Origin of the sequence: Microcoleus sp. B3-A4, assembly GCF_036705385.1 — a bacterium.
Lineage (GTDB): Bacteria > Cyanobacteriota > Cyanobacteriia > Cyanobacteriales > Microcoleaceae > Microcoleus.
The window spans coordinates 34,398-39,794 of sequence record NZ_JAUBUI010000060.1 but is presented as its reverse complement, the minus strand read 5'-3'; the positions used below and the strand labels follow the sequence as shown (position 1 = coordinate 39,794).

The following is a 5,397-nucleotide window of genomic DNA, read 5'->3' as shown; positions in this document are numbered from 1 at the left end:
TTAATTAATCCAAAACATCTCAAAAACTGGTTTACTAATTGCTGCTACTGTACCTCATAACATCCGGAAGTGCTGTATCAAATCCGTTCGCATCGGAATTACTCATCTCTCTCTTCCCTTTCTCTGTGTCCTCTGTGTCCTCTGCGGTTTAATCATTCCGATACAACCGGCAGGGATATAACGGGTAAAATAAACCGGATTGGATCGTGAAATTGCCCTCGCGAGTGCGATCGACTCTAACCCTGGACAACAACGCAAAAGAGGACTTGGCAATGCCATTTCCCTACCAAAAAAATAGCGACTAAATTGTTTAACAATTACAAAAAAAAGGACACAGTAATACTGTGTCCTTACCTATTTATTGTAGGAACACGGCTTGCCGTGTCCCTAACCGTACCGATATCCCGATTAGGATTCTTGCCGTTTAGAACAAGAACAATTCAGTATTACCGGTCGGTCCCAAATTGACATCGACAGTGGCAAACAAACTGTTACCACCAACCGTAGAACCGTTGCTATCGTAATACAGTTTAGTAGACAAACCGTCGTAGATAGCCATGATGGACGGCCCGGTTAAAGTTGCTTCAAACACAGTTACATCAGACACTGTGCTGCTGTAAGCGTAGAAACTCGAACCCAAAGGCCCAGATCCGGTTGTAAAGGCTGCAAAACCAGTGCTGTCGAGGTTAATTACATCATCAGTAATGCTGTAATTGGTAATGAAATCCCCGCCGTCAGCAGTAGTTCCGCTGAACACAAACACATCCAAACCAGCACCGCCGTTGAGAACATTGGTTCCCACACCACCGATTAAAGTGTCATTCCCGATGCCGCCGTTGAGAGTATCGCTACCGCCACCGCCGAAGAGGCTGTCATTAGCATCGTCGCCGGAAATGCTGTCGTTACCCAAACCGCCGTTGAAAATGTCGGCACCAGAACCGCCGCTGAAGATGTCAGCAAACTCAGTACCAGTGACGCTGTTATCAGTCGCATCTCCGGTAAACAAGACAGGAGTGGTGAAGTTGTAACCGCCAGCACCTGAACCGAAATTGTTAAAGGCGACGGGGAAAGTATTCCCAGCAGCAGTTAAATCGGCAACGCTACCTGAGTTGGTAGTAGTACCAGTCACAGTAGTGCCAGTATCAGAAGAGGCGATCGTACCTGTAAATACAAAGTCCGCCGTTCCCAGATTGCTAGCAGCCGTACCCAGATTCGCAATCAAGGTAGAACCACCTGTCACCGTACCGTTCGAGTCAAAATACAAGACAGTCTCGTTCGACGCATTCGTAAAGGCGAAGAAACCAGCACTTGTAGAATTGCCCAGGGCTGTAGCTTGTGCAGCTTCCAAAGAAGCATAACTGCCGCCTGTGAAAATCACGAACTCTTTGCCAGTAATGTCAGGAGTTGAACCGCTCACACCGTCAAAGTTAGTCGTAGTCAAATTGCCGAAAGCGCTCGCGCTAAACTCGAATTTGTCTACCCCAGAGGTAAAGTCAGTAATCGAATCACCGCCTTCGCCTGTTGCTTTGTAAACAAACAGATCCGCACCAGCACCGCCAGTCAGAAGATCTGCACCGCTGCCGCCGCTGAAGATGTCAGCAAACTCAGTACCAGTGACGCTGTTAGCACTCGCATCTCCGGTAAATAACACAGGAGTGGTGAAGTTGTAACCGCCAGCACCTGAACCGAAATTGTTAACTCCGGTCGGGAAAGTACCGGGATTAGTGATTAAATCGACAGCGCTGCCGGAGCTGGTAGTAGTACCAGTGGGAGAAGTACCAGTGTCAGAAGACGTGATCGTACCTGTGAATACAAAGTCCGCCGTTCCCAGATTGCTAGCAGCCGTACCCAGATTCGCAATCAAGGTAGAACCACCTGTCACCGTACCGTTCGAGTCAAAATACAAGACAGTCTCGTTCGACGCATTCGTAAAGGCGAAGAAACCAGCACTTGTAGAATTGCCCAGGGCTGTAGCTTGTGCAGCTTCCAAAGAAGCATAACTGCCGCCTGTGAAAATCACGAACTCTTTGCCAGTAATGTCAGGAGTTGAACCGCTCACACCGTCAAAGTTAGTCGTAGTCAAATTGCCGAAAGCGCTCGCGCTAAACTCGAATTTGTCTACCCCAGAGGTAAAGTCAGTAATCGAATCACCGCCTTCGCCTGTTGCTTTGTAAACAAACAGATCCGCACCAGCACCGCCAGTCAGAAGATCTGCACCGCTGCCGCCGCTGAAGATGTCAGCAAACTCAGTACCAGTGACGCTGTTAGCACTCGCATCTCCGGTAAACAAGACAGGAGTAGTGAAGTTGTAACCGCCAGCACCTGAACCGAAATTGTTAAAGTCGGTTGGGAAAGTATTCCCAGCAGCAGTTAAATCAGCAACGCTACCTGAGTTGGTAGTAGTACCAGTCGGCGAAGTACCAGTATCCGAAGAGGCGATCGTACCTGTAAATACAAAGTCCGCCGTTCCCAGATTGCTAGCAGCCGTACCCAGATTCGCAATCAAGGTAGAACCAGCCGCTACGGTACCGTTCGAGTCAAAATACAACACCGTTTCGTTCGACGCATTCGTAAAGGCGAAGAAACCAGCAGTTGTAGAATTGCCCAGGGCTGTAGCTTGTGCATCTTCTAAAGAGGCATAACTGCCGCCTGTGAAAATCACTAACTCTTGGCCAGTAATGTCAGGATTTGAACCCGTCACACCGTCAAAGTTAGTCGTAGTCAAATTGCCGAATTCGCTCGCGGTAAACTGGAATTTGTCACTTCCAGAGGTAAAGTCGGTAATGGTATCACCGCCTTCGCCTGTGGCTTTGTAAACAAACAGATCCGCACCAGAACCGCCAGCCAGAACATCTGCACCAGAACCGCCGCTGAAGATGTCAGCAAACTCAGTACCAGTGACGCTGTTAGCATTAGCATCTCCGGTAAACAAGACAGGAGTGGTGAAGTTGTAGCCGCCAGCACCTGAACCGAAATTGTTAAAGTCGCTCGGGAAAGTGTTTCCAGCAGCAGTTAAATCAACAATGCTGCCTGAGTTGGTAGTAGTCGCATTATCAGAAGAGGCGATCGTACCTGTAAATACAAAGTCCGCCGTTCCCAGATTGCTAGCAGCAGTACCTAAATTCGCAATCAAGGTAGAACCACCGGCTACGGTACCGTTCGAGTCAAAATACAACACAGTCTCGTTCGAGGCATTAGTAAATGCGAAGAAACCAGCAGTTGTAGAATTGCCCAGGGCTTTAGCTTGTGCATCTTCCAAAGAAGCATAACTGCCGCCTGTGAAAATCACTAACTCTTTGCCAGTAATGTCCGGATTTGAACCACTTACAGCGTCAAAGTTAGTCGTCGTCAAATTCCCGAAAGCGCTCGCGCTAAACTCGAATTTGTCTACCCCAACAGTAAAGTCGGAAATTTTATCGCCGCCTTCTTTAGTTGTCCTGTAAACAAACAGATCCGCACCACTGCCACCGCTTATGACATCCAAACCGAGGCCGCCGGTGATGGTATCGTTGCCGTCGCCGCCCTTGAGGCTATCGTTATAATTGCTGCCGACAATGTTGTCATCGCCTGCTAAACCATCGAAATTAACTGCGGCCGGAGAAGTGGTGAAATCCACATTGTCAGGGCCGGCAGTACCGACAGGAATATTTAGTGGCGGGCCCGTGAAGACAAAGTTACTGACATCCAGGCGGATGGTCGCCGAGAAACTGGCCACAATGTCCAAGCGCGCCCCAAAACCATAGACCAGAACCAAACGGCCGGTCTCGGCATCTATAAACTGACAGAAAATAGGCACGTCTGGGTTGCCACCCAACTCTGCAAACCGCAGTTGTAAACTCGCGATGCTGGTAACAGTGATATCCGCGGTGAAGTCGAGCAAATTAGCGCCGCCGATCGCCCCAAAAGTAGAATTAGCAGTAATCTCCACTTTGGTCAAGATAGAAGCGTTGAGACTAAAAGCTGCGTTAGAAAACTCTAAAACATCGTCAGTGACATTAAAGTCAGTAATAAAGTCAGCTTCTGCAACTGTTGTAATATCTTCGCGGGAAGTCAGATAAAGAAAGCGATCGTTTCCACCACCACCACTTAGAGTATTGGTTCCTAGGCCGCCTTCGATCGTGTCATTGCCCTCATTTCCTGTTAATACGTCATTCCCAGGACCGCCTACTACTGTGTCATCGCCGATGCCACCGTCGAGATCGTCATCGTCCTCGCCGCCGTCGAAATCGTCATTGCCATCGCCACCTTTGGCTTTGTCGTTGCCTTTGCCTGCTTTTAATTTGTCATTGCCACCGCCAGCTTCGATATCGTCATCGTCTTCGCCGCTGTCCATATCGTCATCATCATCGCCGCCGATGATTGTGTCCTTACCTTTGCCGCCAATGATTCTGTCGTTGGCCTGACCGCCTGTAATGTTATCGTCACCATCGCTGCCTTCGATGTCGTTATCCAGCGTCGCAGAACCCACAATAACTTGAGCTTGTGTAGTGCCAGCAAAGTTAAAGACATTTTGCTCGACTATCAAGCTAAAACGCTGGCCGCGGAACTCATTTCTGCCGTTGCTAACTTTAAAATCAAAACCAGCCTCACCCTTATAACCTACTGTCGCTTTGAAACTTACAAAGCCTTCGTTAATGTCTGCTTGAGTGAAGGTCGAACCGGGTTGTACGGCGACTCCCTTAAAGAATAGTTGGCCGGTTGTAGGATCGGGCAGCTCGGTTACCGTGTAGACTATGCCGCCAGGACCTTGCTGGTCATCGACAAACTCCAACAACTCACGAGTAATTTTTTGCTCGCCGCCGCTGGAACCAGCAGTCAGGCTGTTATTAGCTCCCACTCGCGGAGGGTTAAAAATCGGATTCGGAGTTGGAGTTGGAGTTGGATTTGGATTTGGATTTGGATTTGGATTTGAACCGGTAACTCCTAAAAAGTCGCCAGCATCGATAAGCGTTGCGTTGACATTCAACAATAGCGCCAGCGCGAAGTTATTGACCCGAATTTCGGTATTGCCGCCGACTTGTATAAAGGTCAAGCTGCTAAAGTTCAAGTCGCCAAACAGCAGAAACTTGTCTAGGCCGTCTTCGAAGTCATTGATGACTGCACTTGCCCCAGAGGTACTGTTACTCACGACATAAACGTCATTTCCAGCACCGCCTACACAGGTATGGTTGCCAGTACCGCCCATCAGCGTATCGTTGCCGTTGCCGCCCATCAGCGTATCGTTGCCGTCGCCGCCGCCGCTAACGCTGTCGTCGCCGTCGCCGCCGTCTGCCATGTCATTGCCGTCGCCAGTAACGAGGCTATCGTCGCCGGCACCGCCCATTACGGTATCATCGCCAGCACCACCGCTAACGCTGTCGTCGCCGTCGTCACCTGCACAGTTGTCGCTGCCGACAC

At 49.5% G+C, this 5,397-nt stretch carries 1 protein-coding gene; it reads right to left on the bottom strand.

Features of this window, described 5'->3' with window-relative positions; translation table 11 throughout:
* Positions 1-424: 424 nt before the first annotated feature.
* On the bottom strand, positions 425-5,397 hold a 4,973-nt coding region (locus tag QUB33_RS20995), incomplete at its 5' end, for a cadherin-like domain-containing protein (RefSeq protein WP_333353682.1).